Origin of the sequence: Virgibacillus sp. 6R (assembly GCF_001895305.1) — a bacterium.
Classification (GTDB): domain Bacteria; phylum Bacillota; class Bacilli; order Bacillales; family Amphibacillaceae; genus Virgibacillus; species Virgibacillus pantothenticus.
Genome location: NZ_CP017762.1, coordinates 3,753,400 through 3,770,141 on the forward strand (window position 1 = coordinate 3,753,400; position 16,742 = coordinate 3,770,141).

General features: G+C 38.5%; 10 protein-coding genes. 9 read left to right on the forward strand and 1 reads right to left on the reverse strand.

The window, feature by feature from the left end:
- Positions 1-46 precede the first annotated feature (46 nt).
- From BKP57_RS17000 to manA, 3 genes are all read left to right on the forward strand, one after another.
- Entirely contained in the window at positions 47-1,957 is a 1,911-nt protein-coding gene (locus BKP57_RS17000) for a BglG family transcription antiterminator (protein ID WP_072742048.1), read from the forward strand.
- Positions 1,958-2,141: 184 nt separating this feature from the next.
- Positions 2,142-4,058 carry a PTS fructose transporter subunit IIABC gene (locus BKP57_RS17005; protein ID WP_072742049.1) on the forward strand — a complete coding sequence of 639 codons (1,917 nt, stop codon included), beginning with the start codon at positions 2,142-2,144 and terminating at the stop codon, positions 4,056-4,058.
- 361 nt (positions 4,059-4,419) lie between these two features.
- Positions 4,420-5,376 (forward strand): mannose-6-phosphate isomerase, class I, encoded by a 957-nt coding sequence (gene manA, locus BKP57_RS17010; RefSeq protein ID WP_050352122.1) that lies wholly within the window; start codon positions 4,420-4,422, stop codon positions 5,374-5,376.
- Positions 5,377-6,031: 655 nt separating this feature from the next.
- Here manA and BKP57_RS17020 read toward each other — a convergent pair.
- Positions 6,032-7,558: a potassium/proton antiporter gene (locus tag BKP57_RS17020; RefSeq protein ID WP_232231209.1), complete on the reverse strand. Its 1,527-nt coding sequence runs from the start codon at positions 7,556-7,558 to the stop codon at positions 6,032-6,034.
- Between the two features lie 232 nt (positions 7,559-7,790).
- Between BKP57_RS17020 and BKP57_RS17025 the strand changes: the two genes are divergently transcribed.
- The 6 genes from BKP57_RS17025 to BKP57_RS17055 all read left to right on the forward strand — a co-directional run bounded on the left by BKP57_RS17025 (position 7,791) and on the right by BKP57_RS17055 (position 16,732).
- Complete coding sequence (locus BKP57_RS17025; RefSeq protein WP_050352123.1) at positions 7,791-8,618, forward strand: aldo/keto reductase; 828 nt, start codon at positions 7,791-7,793, stop codon at positions 8,616-8,618.
- Between the two features lie 748 nt (positions 8,619-9,366).
- Positions 9,367-11,052: a dihydroxy-acid dehydratase gene (ilvD, locus tag BKP57_RS17035; RefSeq protein ID WP_050352125.1), complete on the forward strand. Its 1,686-nt coding sequence runs from the start codon at positions 9,367-9,369 to the stop codon at positions 11,050-11,052.
- An 843-nt stretch (positions 11,053-11,895) separates the two neighbouring features.
- Positions 11,896-13,617, forward strand: coding sequence for an acetolactate synthase large subunit (gene ilvB / locus BKP57_RS17040; RefSeq protein ID WP_072742052.1), 1,722 nt, complete (start codon positions 11,896-11,898; stop codon positions 13,615-13,617).
- Positions 13,614-14,132, forward strand: a complete 519-nt coding sequence (gene ilvN, locus BKP57_RS17045; RefSeq protein ID WP_050352127.1) for an acetolactate synthase small subunit — start codon at positions 13,614-13,616, stop codon at positions 14,130-14,132. Before ilvB ends, ilvN begins: the two co-directional genes overlap by 4 nt.
- A 19-nt stretch (positions 14,133-14,151) precedes the next feature.
- Positions 14,152-15,195 (forward strand): ketol-acid reductoisomerase, encoded by a 1,044-nt coding sequence (gene ilvC / locus BKP57_RS17050; protein WP_050352128.1) that lies wholly within the window; start codon positions 14,152-14,154, stop codon positions 15,193-15,195.
- Positions 15,182-16,732: a 2-isopropylmalate synthase gene (locus tag BKP57_RS17055; protein WP_050352129.1), complete on the forward strand. Its 1,551-nt coding sequence runs from the start codon at positions 15,182-15,184 to the stop codon at positions 16,730-16,732. Before ilvC ends, BKP57_RS17055 begins: the two co-directional genes overlap by 14 nt.
- The last annotated feature ends 10 nt before the right edge of the window (positions 16,733-16,742 follow it).

Genomic DNA, 16,742 nt, shown 5'->3' on the forward strand with positions numbered 1-16,742 from the left:
GTACTCTAAACAGACTAGTTAAATGACGATACAAGTGGGTGTAACAATGAATAGCAGACAAAGAAAGTTGTTAGTGATCTTATTATCTAATGACAAACGTGCATTATTAATTAAAGATCTCGCTAACCAACTCCAATATTCAGAGAAAACTGTCCGTAATGATTTACAAATTATTGATGCATATCTTCATGATTATGCATCTGCTAATTTAATTCGAAAGCCGGGAACAGGTGTATATTTAGAAATAGAAAAAACCGATCAAACAAATTTATTCCATGCACTTTTTCATAAAGGAAAATCAGAGCATGAACGGGTTATGGAAATAGCTTATCGGTTACTCACTGATGAAAGACCAGTTACTTTACAACAGCTAAGCAATGAGCATTATGTCAATCATACTGTTATAAAAAATGATATCGAATCGATCCAACAATGGTTCGATAGTTTTGGACTAGTAATAGAGTCGAGGCAAAAGCTAGGGCACTATTTAAAGGGAGAGGAACTAAATAAGCGCATCGCTTTGGCGCATATAGAAGATGTGACAAATCAGCCAACGACATTTTTATCACATATATTCGCTCCGTTTGAAATTGCTACAGTGAGGCAAACATTGGATAGAATGCTAGACCTTTGGGAGATTCCAATTACAAGTAATGCAATAGAAAATTTAGTTGTTCATATCCTTATTATTGTACAAAGAACGAAGCATAAGTGTCCTATACGTATTGAGGAGAAAAATCAGTCCATTATGAAGACGAAAGAATATCAAGCAGCTGTTTGGTGTGTAAAGCAATTGCAAGAAAAGTTCGGAATTTCCTTTGCAAACGATGAGATCACTTATTTAACGTGGCATTTACGTGGTAGTAAGAAGTATTCAGCGCAAACGCCATCCAAAGAAGAAACAACGAAACAAATTTCATCCATCATTATTGAAACGATGCATCACTTAACACGTGTATCTTTTTCTGAAGATGAACAATTAATGAATGGGCTTGAGATTCATTTAGAGGCTGTCATCAATCGTTTCATATACGGCTTGCCTATTACAAATCCCTTGTTACAGGATATTAAAAAGATGTATCCGTATATGTTTAGCATGGTGACACTTGCGATGGAGAAGGTAAAGGAGGAAATTCAATATGATATACCTGAAGAAGAGGCTGCTTATATTGTCCTTCATTTTCAGGCTTCCATAGAAAGAATAGACGCACAAAAACACGTAATCCCGAGAGTATTAATTGTTTGTGATATGGGAATAGGTATGTCCAGGTTACTTCAAGCGAAAGTAGAAAAACAGTATCAGGAATTGGAAGTTGTAGGAGCTATTGGTAAAGCTGATGTTCAAAATGTTATCAAGCAAAAGCAAGTGAATTTAATTATATCGACGACGCCCTTGGAACAAATAAGTGTTCCTACCGTTATTATATCCCCGCTGCTAGAAGCAACCGATAAAGAAAAACTGCAAAAATTTCTCAAGAAAAAAACGGTAGAAGCTTCTGTTTTATCCGCTGCTCCTCATGTAATATATGAGTTTATTGACGAGAATCTTCTATTTATTAATATCCATCCACAGCATCGTTTTCAAGTAGTAGAAACGCTTGGTAATGCATTATTTAAACGGGAAAAGGTAGAGCAGTCCTATGTTCATCAAGCACTTTTACGAGAGAGGAAATCGGCTACAGCAATTGGAGGAGGAATAGCTATTCCACATGGTGACCCTACACTTGTTCTTACATCTACCATTGCGATTGCTGTTTTAAACGAACCGTTGGAATGGGGAAAAGAAAAAGTATCCATTGTTTTTATGTTAGCTTTAGCAAACGAAAAAGCGAATCCAATTAAAGCAATTATTCATAAATTGTCCGCCCTTTCCAAAGATCCAATAACATTGAATGCTTTATTAAGTGCTAATGACAAGCAGGAATTTATCCGAATTTTGACTGAAAAACAATTGTAATGTATACACATTGTTACCACATGGCTATAGTGTAATAAATAAAAGGAATGAACTGCAACGAAAATATAAAAACAAAACTTCCCTAGTTCCGGAAATAATAGAGAATATATATTTGCTAGACGTGCTATATACTACACTTATAAGCATTATTAATTTATAAATAGATGAGTAGGAGGGCATGTTTATGAAAATAATTGCTGTTACAGCCTGTCCAGTAGGCATTGCTCATACGTATATGGCAGCTGAGAATTTGCAAAAAGCGGGGGGAAAACTAGGTGTTGAAATCAAAGTTGAAACACAAGGGTCCATTGGTGTAGAAAATGCATTAACGGATAAGGATATTGAAGAAGCAGATGGAGTGATTATTGCAAGTGATAAAGAAGTAACAAAGGAACGCTTTATTGGAAAGCGATTAATTGCTACAGGGGTGCAGGATGGGATAAAAAGACCGGAAGAATTAATCCAGCGATTTGTTACAGAAGACGTCCCTGTATATCAAGCTGATTTAATGTCAGTAGAAGACGTGAAAAAGCAGAAAAAAGAAAATCCAATATACCGCCATTTAATGAGTGGGGTTTCTTATATGATTCCATTTATTGTAGTCGGTGGATTGTTAATAGCACTTGCACTAACCTTAGGTGGTGAACAAACGCCAGGGGGAATCGTTATTCCTGAAGATTCATTCTGGAAAAAGGTTGAAGAAATTGGAGCAGCTTCTTTTAGCTTTATGGTTCCTATATTGGCTGGTTTCATTGCGGTTAGTATTGCGGATCGTCCAGGTTTAGCGCCAGGAATTATTGGTGGCTTTATAGCTGCAAATGGTAGTTTCTATGGAAGTGAAGCTGGTGCTGGCTTTATTGGCGGGATCATTGCAGGCTTTCTTGCAGGATATATTACATTAGCTATTAAAAAAATTAAAGTTCCTCAGTCTATGCAACCGGTAATGCCAATAATTTTTATTCCAATTTTGGCAACCTTAACAGTCGGCTTACTATTTGTATATGTTGTTGGTGCACCAGTAGCTCAAGTGTTTGAATCGTTAACTGTTTGGTTGGAAGGAATGCAGGGAGCAAGTTCCATATTGCTCGCTTTGATTCTTGGAGCTATGATTTCAATTGATATGGGTGGACCTTTTAATAAAGTTGCATTTTTATTCGGCTCTGCTATGATCGCAGAAGGAAACTATGAAATTATGGGTCCAATTGCTGTAGCAATTTGTATACCACCATTAGGTATGGGACTGGCAACATTTATCAATAAGCGTAAATACCAAGCAGCGCAACAACAAGCTGGGAAGGCAAGTTTTACAATGGGCTTATTTGGAATTACCGAAGGAGCGATTCCGTTTGCTGCTCAAGATCCACTACGGGTTATTCCAAGTATTATGGTTGGCTCCATGACAGGTTCAGTGATAGCTATGATGGGAAATGTCGGCGATCGAGTAGCTCATGGTGGACCTATTGTTGCCGTTTTAGGAGCTGTCGACAATGTACTCATGTTTTTTGTTGCTGCTATCATCGGTACGGTTGTTACTGCATTGTTAGTTAATTTCCTTAAAAAAGATGTTATCGGAGAAAGTGAAGCAAAAGGTGGTACAAATCAACAAGAAAGAACAGAAGAGGATCAAGCTAAATCAACTGAAATTACAAAGCTAACGGATATTGTAACAAATGATTTAATTCATGCAGATCTTAAAGGTTCGACAAAAGAAGAAGTAATGGATGAACTCATAGCCAGCATGAAGCAATCTGGAATATTAAGTGATGCGAAAGCGTATAAGCAAGCTGTCATCGCCCGCGAGAATGAAGGTACAACGGGGATGGGTATGAATATTGCTGTTCCGCATGGTAAATCAGAAGCAGTCCGAAAACCAGCTGTTGCCTTTGGAATTCAACGTTCTGGCGTTGATTGGGAGAGCTTAGACGGTACTCCGGCTAAATTAATATTTATGTTAGCTGTTCCAAAAGAAAAAGCGGGTGACGATCATCTGAAAATTTTACAAATGCTATCGCGTAAATTAATGGATGACAATTACAGACAGAAGTTACTAAATGTAACAACAAAAGAAGAAGCGTATCATTTATTAGCGGAAATTCAATAAGCACATAAATTTTTGCGGTCAGTGTCTATTTCACTGATTATGCATGTTTATAAATGACTAATAAATAAAAAAATACGGGTTGCTAACCATTTCTTCCTAGTAGAATCTGAAAAGCTTAACGTGAAAGAGAAAGAGATTTTAGTTCCATCCCTTTCTCTGGTATAATAAAGGCGGTTCAAACTGTCGAATTATCTTAGGGGTAAATAGTTTCTACATGAAGCGGGCATAGCCAATGCGAAGTAAAACCGCTTAAGTGGGTTGTGTACTAGCTGGGCGATTTAATTGTCGAAAAAACGTAGCTGCATCGTTTGAAGTTTTGGACCGCATTTCAACTATGTCTATACAATTGGAGGAATGAAATGTGTATCAAGAGCCGATCTTTTTAAAACCTGTATTTCAAGAACGAATATGGGGAGGAGACAAATTAAAGCCTCTGTTTCAGTATGATATCCCATCTAACCAAACAGGGGAAGCGTGGGTAATTTCTGCTCATCCGAATGGACCAAGTGAAATTGTGAACGGACCTCTGTCTGGTCAGACATTAGCAGATGCTTGGAACAATCATCGTGAACTTTTTAACAAAGATTCTAATAATAATGAAGCGTATCCGCTGTTGGTGAAAATATTAGATGCAAATGATAATCTGTCTGTGCAGGTACATCCAGATGATACATATGCAAGAGAAGTAGAAAAACAACCCTATGGGAAAACAGAATGCTGGTACGTTTTACAAGCAGAGCCGGAAGCAGAACTGATTTTAGGACATCATGCAAAAACAAAAGAAGAATTAACAAAAATGATGGATGAGGGTAAGTGGGACCAACTGTTACGGCGGATACCTGTGACAGCAGGTGACTTTGTTTACGTACCTAGTGGCACCATTCACGCAATAGGTAAGGGAATTGTTTTACTGGAAACGCAGCAAAGCTCGGATATTACCTATAGAGTGTATGATTATGAACGTGTGGATAACAATGGAAATACAAGGGAATTACACTTAGATAAGGCAAAGCAGGTTACCAATATTCCACATCAAACTCCGGTTATTGATCAGAAACAAACGCAAAAAGAAAATTTACAAATGAAGCGTCTTGTTCAAGAAAAATATTTTACTGTATATCATTGGAAAATAAATGGAGAAGTGACGCAGCAATTAGATGTTGATTTTCTGCAATGCAGTATCATTTCAGGAACAGCAGAAATTGAAATAGATGAGAAAACTTATGCTTTGAAAAAAGGAGATAATTTTATTCTTCCACACAGTATAAGTACGTATCGATTAATTGGAGATGCAGAATTCATTGTGTCGCATACGTAAAACATACAATGTATATTGAATGTAAGCTATCCTTGCAGTACTAACATTCAGTAGGAGATGAAAAATCCTACTGAATGAAGTTTTTATACATTATTCACCTTTTCATATAGAAGTAGAAAGAACACTGGCTAAAAGGAGCGTGTATAAATCTTAATCGTCTGTATCAAAATATAAAAAACCTAAATATAAGTTGGTGATTTATATAGTGTACAGGAGATTTTTGCAAGTTTGTTGCGCAATTTTTTTATGCACTCTAGCGGTTGAGTGGTTGGAAAAAACAAGTAGTTCCCATGCAGCTACTCTGCATAAATGGGAGAAAGTCAGTACAGATGTAAATATGATACATACGGGAAGCCATGAGTTTACGTATTGGAAGAATTTTATGAGGCATACGCGAACTTGTGACATATCTCAAAAGCTGAAAACAATCGTGTATTATTGTGATTTACATAATCACACAAAATCGGAATCTATTCATATAGAAACAGTGCATAGTGAACGACATTCTTAATTGATATTTTAGCCTGCCACGTTTAAGCCTAAGTAGGCTCTTGCATTCATGACTTGTTGTTTTAAAGTTCACACAAACACTAGAACTTGACTAAAGATAGTTTTTACCTAAGTTGTATATTTTTGGTTTTTGCTTCTTGTGAAGCTACTCCCTCTCATCACGCAGAAGCGCATCTATTTTGGAGATATCTTTATAAGGAATTAAAATGTAGATGATGTCTTTTTTCTGCAGTTTCATTTTTGCTGTCGGGGAGAGAGCTTGTCCTTCGCGCACAATTAAAATGATATTGGCTTTAGGCGGAAAGTCAATATCAGCAATTGTTTTTCCTTTTATCTGATTGGATTTTCCGATTTGATATTCTACTACCTCTAGCTCTTTTTTTCCTATAGATAAAAGATCTACAATGTGTAGTGGATTTGTACCTGCTGGCCTTGCTAAACCAAGTTTTTTACCAAGCCAAGGTAAAGAAGTTCCTTGTATGACACTTGATGTTAACACGATAAAGAATATGATATTGAAATAAAGCTGGCTATGCTCTAATTGAGCAAGCATTGGAAACAACGCAAGTACAATGGGAACAGCGCCTCGCAGGCCCGCCCATGATAAAAAGCATTTTTCTTTCCAATTAAAAGCTGCACCTATTAAAGCGATGTAGGTCGCAATTGGGCGAGCAACGAGCATCAATGTAAAAGAAAGCAGTAAGCCCTTAATAATAATCGAAATGGAAAACAAGTCAGATGGAATAACAAACATCCCTAAAAGCACAAACATCCCGATCTGTGCTATCCAACTTATTCCTTCGTTAAAACGGAGAATGGTATGCCGTTGATGTAAAGGATGATTACCAATAACAATAGCTGCAATATATACTGTTAGTAAGCCACTTGTCTGAAGTAAAGAACCAAAACTGTAAGCAAACAGTGCAAAAGAAAGTGCCAATAGAGGATATAAACCACTCGAAGATAACGACATACGATGCAGTCCTTTGCTCCCTAATTTACCAATAATAAAACCAAGTATAACCGCCCCGCCCATTTGCCAAGCAAATTGACCGAGAAAGGTTAAGCCAGAAGGACTTTCGTTCGTTATCATTGCGATCAGAGAGGTTGTTAGAAAAACGGCCATCGGGTCATTTGCTCCAGACTCTCCCTCCAACGTATAAGTAATATTATCAGACATATTTTTCCCTTTAAGCATAGCGAAAACGGCAGCGGCATCTGTTGAGCCAACTAAGGCGCCTAATAAAAATGCTTCTGGCCAGCTAAAAGAAAATAGTAGTTTAGCTGTAACACCGATAATAAAGCTTGTCAATAAAACACCTACCGTAGCAAGTGACAACGCTGGGAAGGCATAGGGGCGGATAGATTGCCAGTTGGTCTTGATCCCACCATCGAATAAAATAATAACGAGAGCTAGCATCCCAATTAGCTGAGCTGCTGCAGGGTCACTAAATTGAAATAAATGAATAGTATCACTGCCTAAAACCATACCAATAGCAATAAAAAAGACGAGTGAAGGGGAGTTCACTTTAGTAGAGAATTTTACAGCTATAATACTAAAAATGAGGATTAAAGAAATAGCAAGAATGGTTATGTTTGATTGTTGAATTTCTGGTAGCAAAATGGTATCACTCCCTTTCGTATTTTTGTCTATACCCTGTTGATTATGCAACAACACCTTTTATATGAAAAATAGTATCAAACGAAGTAATAATAGGCTTTAGAAGGGAACAATACTATTTTGTCTACTTGAAATTGATAGTCAGACTTGGCTTTTCTTGCTAAGGAGAGAAATCAAGTCAGCTAAATAGTGCTAAGGACCGGTTTGTTATTGAGAATCCCTTCATTGATGGAAGTTGCACTTTATGCTAATAATAGAAGTAGTCGAAGTGGAGGTATGAGAAATGATTACGCATTTACAAGATACAGTTGTGTTAAATAATGGAGTGAAAATGCCGGGATTTGGACTAGGTGTGTATAAAGTGAAGGATGGAAGAACAGTTAAAACAGCAGTCCACGCAGCATTGGAAAATGGTTACCGTTTAATTGATACAGCCTCTTTTTATGATAATGAAATAGGGGTTGGAGAAGCTCTCAAGGAAGCGAATCTTCCTCGTGAAGAATGGTTTATTACGACAAAGGTATGGAATGATCAACAAGGATATGAGGCAACAAAAAAAGCATTTGAATGTAGTTTGCAAAAGCTTGGATTAGATTATATCGATTTATATTTAATCCACTGGCCAGTGAAAGGGATGTACGTAGACACGTGGAAGGCAATGGAAGAACTTTATGATAGCGGAAAAGTACGCGCAATCGGTGTTAGTAATTTCCATCAACACCATCTAGGAAATCTAATGGCTAATAGTGAGATTGTTCCTGCGATTAATCAGGTAGAATATCATCCACATTTAACGCAAGAGACATTGCATGCGTTTTGCAAACAACATGGAATTCAGTTAGAAGCATGGTCGCCTTTGAAGCGAGGTCAATTAATGGATGATCCATTTTTGATAAGTTTAGGCAAAAAATATAGAAAAACAGCTGCGCAAATTATTTTGCGCTGGAATATTCAAAACGAGGTTATCACGATTCCGAAATCTACCAAACCTAGTAGAATTAAAGAAAATGCTGCTATATTTGATTTTTCACTAACGGAAGAAGAAATGAAAGAAATTAATAGTTTAAATAAAAATGATCGAAGCGGCACAAATCCTGATAGTTTTGACTGAGGATAATTACTTTCTACAAGGCTGGGTTACAAATCCACAGTGTTGCTTTCAGTATAAATTACTATACAAAAAAGCTCAAGAGATAGCGAACCTCATGTACTTAATATACAAGGCTGGGACATAAGCAAAGACTAAATAGCAAAAGCCGAATAATCCATTTACCTCGCATATAAGTTGCTGTAAGACTCTCACTTTAAAAGTTGAAAATTCGTATTGCAAGAAAGTCTAAGAGGGAGATGACAGCACCAAAAAGCCCGATTTATTTAGAGCCTTTAGGTCATACCATTACGGTACTAACATTCAGTAGGATAACGGAATGAAGGTTCACTTTATTGTTCGTTTTTTAATCAGCTGTTTTAGTTATGTTCCAGTCGCTTCTTCCATCGTCCACGATACTTTTCTAGCATTAACAAAAATGGATTCGCGCATGTTGGCTCATTTTCGAGCACTAGCCAACCGGATTCGAGTAAAGCGCCCACCATTTCGAGCATCCTCATACCCAATTGAGCTGTTTTCTGCTTACAAAATAATATCCTCTACTGGTAAAAACTTCATTCTGATTGCACAATTTAATTTTTAAAGTAGGACGAGAAAACTGTGGTACTTCAGTACACACCTGTACAGAGGCGATGCTGAAAATCAACAGATGACCAAGAGAAAATCCTCTTTTTCTTTACATAATTAAAAAAATACATTGAAGTATTTGATAATTAGGCATATAATAATCCGAAAGAAAGGTGGGGTTTTATTGGATAAAGATTTGCGAATTAAAAGTCATGTATTTAGTGATGGTGTCATGCGAGCGCCGAATCGGGCGATGCTGCGAGCTGTCGGTGTGTCAGATGATGATTTTAAGAAGCCGATGATAGGGGTCGCCAGCACATGGAGTGAAGTAACCCCATGTAATATACATATCGATGATTTGGCTCGCCAGGCAAAAGAAGGGGCTCGAGAAGCGGGAGGAGTTCCATTAATTTTTAATACGATCACTGTTTCTGATGGCATCTCGATGGGAACACAAGGAATGCGTTATTCTTTGCCGAGTAGAGATTTGATTGGTGATTCCATTGAAACAGTTGTAGGTGCGGAAAACCTCGATGGTTTAGTAGCTATTGGCGGTTGTGATAAAAATATCCCTGGCTGTATGATTGCGATTGCTAATGCCCAAGTACCTGCCGTTTTTGTATATGGCGGAACAATTGCGCCAGGTTCCCTAAATGGTAAAGACATTGATTTAGTTTCGGTTTTTGAAGGGGTTGGTAAGCATAATAATGGTGCGATTAACGATGAAGAGTTACGTCAAATAGAGTGTAGTGCTTGTCCTGGAGCAGGTTCATGTGGCGGGATGTATACAGCAAATACAATGGCTTCCGCTATAGAGGCCATCGGTATGAGTTTGCCAGGAAGTTCTTCCAACCCTGCAGAATCACCAGAAAAATCCAAAGATTGTGTTAAAGCTGGAAAAGCAGTTTACCGTTTACTAGAAAAAGGAATTTATCCGAAAGATATTATGACTAAAGAAGCGTTTGAAAATGCGATTACTGTTGTAATGGCATTAGGTGGGTCAACAAATGCGATTTTGCATTTACTAGCTATTGCTCATGCTGTAGAAGTTGATTTAACCATTGAGGACTTCAACCGTATTCAAGCTAAAACGCCACATTTGGCAGATTTAAAGCCAAGTGGCAAGTATGTGATGCAAGATTTACATCGTGTTGGCGGTGTACAAGCTGTAATGAAACTGCTTTATGAACATGGCTATTTGCATGGAGATTGTTTAACAGTAACGGGCAAAACCGTTGCGGAAAATATGCAGGAAGCACCTTCATTACAAGAGGGGCAAGAAATTATTATGCCGTTTGAAACTCCAAAACGTAAAGATGGTCCACTTATTGTGTTAAAAGGAAACCTTGCTCCAAGCGGTGCGGTTGCAAAAGTGTCTGGTGTGAAGGTAAGTCGCCATGTGGGACCTGCACGGGTTTTTAATACCGAAAAAGAAGCAACGGAAGCGGTAATGAATAATAAAATAAACGAAGGCGATGTACTTGTAATCCGTTATGTTGGACCAAAGGGTGGACCGGGGATGCCAGAAATGCTGTCTATTTCTGCTATTTTAGTAGGAAAGGGATTAGGAGAAAAGGTTGCTCTATTAACAGATGGTAGATTCTCTGGCGGAACCCATGGATTGGTCGTTGGTCATATTGCACCTGAAGCACAGGATGGAGGACCAATTGCTTTCTTACAAGAGGGAGATATGGTGACAATTGATTCTAACAAAAAGGAAATTTCCTTTGCAGTATCAGATCAAGAAATAACGGAGAGAAAGAAGCAGTGGACGGCACCACCATTGTACAAAAAAGGGGTATTAGGTAAATACGCACATAATGTGTCTTGTTCTTCATTGGGCGCTATTACAGATTATTTAAATAAATAACACCGTTTAGAATTAATATATTGGTTAAATAAGATGTTTCTGAAATTTGTTAAAAGCGCAATATATGTTAAAGATATATTGCGCTTTATTTTTATGCCTATAATCCTGTTAACACAGTTATCCAACTGATATATCGCTTTGTAAAGAAATTGTAATAAAAAGAGAAAAGCGATGATTAACAATGCTGTAAGCGTATACAATAAGTTATTCAAATGCCAAATATCAAAAAACTTTAAAAAATCTGTTGACGCAATGATAAAAACAGTATATTATTAACGGCAATATCAAAATAAAAAATTTAAACAAACGGCAATTTTTAAAATTCAATGTCTCAAAGAAATTATGAATAATTACGGAACGCGATGAAGGGAAAAAAGGAGTATAAGCGCTGTATTCACAGAGATCCGGGGTTGCTGGAAGCCCGGAAATACAATATACTCTGACATCATCTCTGAGTGCTGGACTGAACGGGTGACTTAATAGGCCAGCCAGGTGCAACATCATATGTACCTGTTATCCAAATGAGTTTAGGTTATGTAGTTAAGGATTACAATAACCATTGAACTCGCTAAGTTAGTATTCGTGAGGATGCTAAAAATCTGGGTGGTACCGTGAATAGCAGACGCTTTTCTCCCCAAACACTGTAATTAATGTTGCAGACATAGGGGGAGGAGGGCGTTTTTTGTTATTTTGGTCTTCCCACCCAATTAGTAAGCCAAACTAGAGCAGGATCTACTCGTTCTGTCAAAAAGTAGTGATGTTAATATTTGAATAATCCGAAAATCTCTAAACATAGAGCCGGATTTTCTTATACTCATTTCTGATCAAAGGAGGCACGTAGCAGTGAAAGTTGAGGCAAAGCAGGAAATGGAAAGCACAAAAAATTTAGTGACAGGTGCTGATGTGTTAATTGATGCTTTAGTTAAAGCGGAAGTCGATACCATTTTTGGTTACCCGGGTGGTGCTGTATTACCAATCTATGATGCTATTTATCGCAGTAATGCTCCATTTGAGCATGTTCTCTCTCGTCATGAACAAGGTTCCATTCATGCGGCAGAAGGGTATGCTCGAGTTACCGGGAAGCCAGGAGTTGTGATTGCGACATCTGGTCCAGGAGCCACCAATTTAGTAACTGGAATTACGGATGCCATGATGGATTCTTTACCTCTTGTCATTTTTACAGGCCAGGTAGCTAACAGCGTTATCGGAACGGATGCTTTTCAGGAAGCGGATGTCATGGGAATCACCACACCAATTACGAAGTACAATTATCAAGTAACGGATTTATTAGAGTTACCAAAAGTTGTTAAGGAAGCATTTCATATTGCATCTACTGGCAGACCAGGTCCTGTAGTCGTTGATATACCAAAGAATATTTCATCCCAGCTTTCTGATGCTGTGTACGATGATCACTTTGTACTTCCTGGTTATCAACCAAATAAAAAACCGAATCCATTACAGATTACGAAGCTTACCGAAGCTTTAAGTAAAGCTAAGCGACCATTAATATTAGCAGGTGCAGGAGTCGTTTTTGCAAAAGCCAGTGAACCATTAATTGCGTTTGCGGAAAAATTTAAACTTCCTGTAGCAAATACATTATTAGGACTTGGCAGTTTTCCCGGATCACACGAACTATCGCTTGGAATGGCTGGTATGCATGGGACTTACGCAGCTAATATGGCAATCTACGAATGTGATTTGTTAATTAATATTGGCGCTCGTTTTGACGACCGTTTGACTGGTAATTTAAATCATTTTGCTCCAGTTGCTAAAGTAGCCCATATTGATATCGATCCAGCGGAAATAGGTAAAAACGTATCAACGGAAATCCCAGTTGTAGCAGATGCGAAAGAGGCTTTACAAGCATTGCTTCAAACTTCAGCAGAACCAGGCGATCAAGTATCATGGCGTGATCATTTAGCAACATATCAAAGGGAGTATCCACTTTGGTACGACAGATCGGAAGGATTTATTTCACCACAGTGGTTAATTGAACAAGTTCATCAGCTGTCAAACGGGGAAGCGATTGTAACTACGGACGTTGGGCAACATCAAATGTGGGCAGCACAGTATTATCTATTTGAAAAGCCAAATCGTTGGGTTACATCAGGTGGGCTCGGAACAATGGGCTTTGGTTTTCCGGCAGCAATTGGAGCACAACTCGGAGCTCCAGAAGAATTAGTTGTTTCGATTGTCGGGGATGGCGGGTTTCAAATGACATTTCAAGAGTTGTCCGTAGTAAAAGAAAAAAGGCTTCCGGTGAAAGTGATCATCGTTAATAATCAGGCTTTAGGGATGGTGAGGCAATGGCAGGAAAGTTTTTATGAAAAACGTTACTCGGAATCGCTATTTATGGAAAATCCAGACTTTGTCAAATTATCCGATAGCTATGGTATCCGTGGTATGCGTGTGGAGAAAGAAAAAGATGTACCACAAGTACTACAAGAAGCGTTAACGTACGATGGTCCTGTTGTAGTTGATTGTCGTGTCGTACAGGAAACGTCTGTCTATCCAATGATTGCCCCTGGCAAGGGAATCCACGAAATGATCGGGGTGAGGAAATGAGGCGAATTATTACAGCAACGGTGCAGAATCGAAGTGGTGTGCTGAATCGAATTACAGGTATGCTGTATAGGCGACAATTCAATATTGAAAGTATTTCTGTAGGTGCCTCAGAGACAGAAGGAGTTTCTAAAATGACGTTCGTTGTGGAAATTGAGGATCATCAGAAGCTAGAACAGCTGACAAAGCAATTAAATAAGCAGATCGATGTACTAAAGGTTTCTGACATTACGGAAAAAGCAATTGTAGCAAGAGAATTAGCATTAATTAAAGTCGTTGGAAGCGGGCAGTTACGAGCAGAAATACAAGGAATCATTACACCGTTTCGTGCTTCCGTTATCGATGTGAGCAGAGATAGCTTAACTATTCAGGTAACAGGAAGACCTGACAAAGTAGAAGCACTTATTTCTTTATTAAAACCATATGGAATTAAAGAATTAACAAGAACAGGTGTGACAGCATTTTTACGTGGACAGCAGCCAGCGCAAGTGACAGAACTGAATTCATTTACGATTTAACTAAAGGGAGGAAACAAACATGTCAAAAGTACTTTATGAGCAGGATGTAAACACAGAGGTTTTGAAGGATAAGCGAATTGCGATTGTCGGATATGGATCACAAGGTCATGCCCATGCGCTGAATTTAAGAGAAAGCGGCTTTGATGTTGTTGTAGGACTTAGACCTGGGAAGTCTCAAGTAAAAGCGGAAGAGGATGGGTTCACTGTCCTTTCCGTAGCTGAGGCTGTAAAACAGGCAGAAGTAGTTATGATCCTGTTACCGGATGAACTGCAAACAGCTGTATATAAAGAAAGCATTGAACCAAACTTGCAAGCTGGAAATGCACTTGCGTTTGCACATGGGTTTAACATTCATTTTAGTCAAATCGTACCGCCGTCCAATGTCGATGTATTTCTCGTAGCACCGAAAGGACCAGGGCATTTAGTTCGCCGTACGTATGAAGAAGGAGCAGGAGTTCCAGCACTTTATGGCATTTATCAAGACGTTTCTGGAAAAGCAAAAGAAATTGCTTTGGCTTATGCGCAAGGAATTGGTGCGGCTCGAGCTGGGGTGTTAGAAACGTCTTTTCAAGAAGAAACAGAAACGGATCTTTTTGGCGAACAGGCAGTACTATGTGGAGGAGTTACTAGCTTAATTAAGGCGGGGTTTGAAACATTAACGGAAGCAGGTTATCAGCCAGAAGTAGCCTATTTCGAATGCTTGCACGAGATGAAACTTATCGTTGATCTTCTTTATGAAGGTGGCTTGGAAAACATGCGTTATTCGATTTCGGATACGGCTCAATGGGGCGACTTCGTATCAGGTCCACGCGTAGTGAACGAAGAAACGAAAGCTAGAATGAAAGAAATTTTGCATGATGTTCAGACAGGTGCTTTTGCTAAAGGTTGGATTTTAGAGAACCAAGCGAATCGTCCACAGTTTAATGCAATTAATGCAAAAGAGAATCAGCACCCAATTGAACAGGTAGGAAAGGAGTTACGAGCATTAATGCCTTTTGTTTCAGAACCGTTACAAGCGAAGCAAAATAAACAAAAGGATGTGAATGTTCATGTCACGAATTAACATATTTGATACCACACTTCGAGATGGCGAACAGTCACCTGGTGTCAATTTGAACAAATTGGAAAAATTAGAAATCGCGAAACAGTTAGAGCGCTTAGGCGTTGATCGGATGGAGGCAGGATTTCCTGCTTCCTCTGAAGGCGATTTTCAAGCAGTTAAGTCAATTGCTGATACGATTAAAAACACCTCCGTCACTGCTTTGGCAAGGACAGTGAAATCCGATATTGACATTGCATGGGAAGCGTTAAAAGGGGCAGATGAACCTTGTATTCATATTTTTTTAGCGACATCACCCATCCATATGACGTATAAACTGAAAAAAACTCCTGATGAAGTGATTGCAACAGCAACAGAAATGGTTGCTTATGCAAAGGAAAAATTTTCACAAGTACAGTGGTCAGCAGAAGATGCTTCACGTTCTGATTGGAGCTTTCTAGCACAAATCATTGAAAAAGTGATTGATGCTGGGGCTACAGTTATTAATTTACCAGATACAGTTGGTTATACAACGCCCAAAGAATATGGAGATATGTTTCAGTTTATTCGCTCAAATGTCTCAAATATCAATAAAGCTATACTCTCTTGTCATTGTCATAATGATCTTGGTATGGCAGTTGCGAATTCAATTGCTGCTGTTGAAAATGGGGCAACACAAATTGAAGGAACAATAAATGGTATTGGGGAACGAGCCGGTAATGCTTCCTTGGAAGAGATTGCTGTTGCTCTAAAGATTCGTTCCGACTTTTATCCGTATCAAACGAACTTGAAATTACAAGAAATTAAAAGAACCAGTGATATGGTGGCAAAATTGACAGGAATGTATATCCAAGCAAATAAGGCGATCGTTGGAAGAAATGCGTTTGCACATGAATCAGGAATTCACCAGGATGGCGTGTTAAAGCATGCTTCCACGTATGAAATCATTACTCCTGAACTAGTAGGTGTCCATGCAAATACGTTGTTCTTAGGAAAACATTCCGGTCGTCATGCTTTTAAAGATAAGCTTAAGGAACTAGGTATGGAGCTATCAGAGGAAAATATTAAAAAAGCGTTTGAGTCGTTTAAGCGATTAACTGACCATAAAAAAGAAGTAACCGATGATGATATTTTTACGATTGTAACTGAAATCCAGACAAATACGTCTGCAGTGGATAAATATTCGTTGGAAATGTTTCAACTGCAATATGGATCAAATAATATCCCGACAGCTGCCATTGAGTTAAGAACACCTTCGGGAAAAAAGGTAAAAACCGCATGTACGGGTCAAGGAAGTGTAGAAGCATTGTATAAAACGTTAGAAGCACTGACCGAGGAAGAAACAAGATTAGTTGATTATCAGATTAACTCTGTTGGCGGCGGAAAAGATGCATTAGCAGAATCACGTGTTCAACTAAAGGTTAATGGAGAAACCGTTAATGGCAGAGGTTCAGCACAAGATGTGATGGAAGCTTCCGTGCAAGCATATTTAAATGCAGTGAATCGATATATTATTCAACGGGTGAATGCAGGGAAGAAAGAAATTGTGAAATCTCATTAGAAAAGGGGAA

Excerpts from the sequence above, each read along its gene's own strand:
- BKP57_RS17000 (WP_072742048.1), top strand. The coding sequence starts at position 47 with ATGAATAGCAGACAAAGAAAGTTGTTAGTGATCTTATTATCTAATGAC.
- BKP57_RS17005 (WP_072742049.1), top strand. The coding sequence starts at position 2,142 with ATGAAAATAATTGCTGTTACAGCCTGTCCAGTAGGCATTGCTCATACG.
- BKP57_RS17025 (WP_050352123.1), top strand. The coding sequence starts at position 7,791 with ATGATTACGCATTTACAAGATACAGTTGTGTTAAATAATGGAGTGAAA.
- ilvN (WP_050352127.1), top strand. The coding sequence starts at position 13,614 with ATGAGGCGAATTATTACAGCAACGGTGCAGAATCGAAGTGGTGTGCTG.
- ilvC (WP_050352128.1), top strand. The coding sequence starts at position 14,152 with ATGTCAAAAGTACTTTATGAGCAGGATGTAAACACAGAGGTTTTGAAG.
- BKP57_RS17055 (WP_050352129.1), top strand. The coding sequence starts at position 15,182 with ATGTCACGAATTAACATATTTGATACCACACTTCGAGATGGCGAACAG.